Source organism: Pseudomaricurvus sp. ABR4_320, from assembly GCF_056159445.1.
The window spans coordinates 1-206 of sequence record NZ_JBSWVF010000143.1; the positions used below are offsets into that span (position 1 = coordinate 1).

The 206-nt window shown below is 45.6% G+C and carries 1 protein-coding gene; it reads right to left on the reverse strand.

Annotated elements, in window-relative coordinates; genetic code table 11:
• The coding region (locus ACXAFR_RS27735) for a helix-turn-helix domain-containing protein (protein ID WP_475183492.1) at positions 1 to 122 on the reverse strand (122 nt) is incomplete at its 3' end.
• Positions 123 to 206 lie beyond the last annotated feature (84 nt).

Consider the following 206-nt stretch of genomic DNA (forward strand, 5'->3'; position numbering starts at 1 on the left):
TCACGACTGATCGTGGATTTGTCCCGATTCATTTCCAAGGCTATTTGAGATTGCTTAAAGCCTGCTTTCAAGTAGGCGTGAATCTGGTATCGTTCTTCCTGGGTAAGCTGTTCGTAACTCATTGCGTTCCTCTTGCTTGGCGGTTAGAAGGAACTGTCAATGATACAGCAGCTTACCCTCTAACCAACTCCTCAAGAGTTGCACTT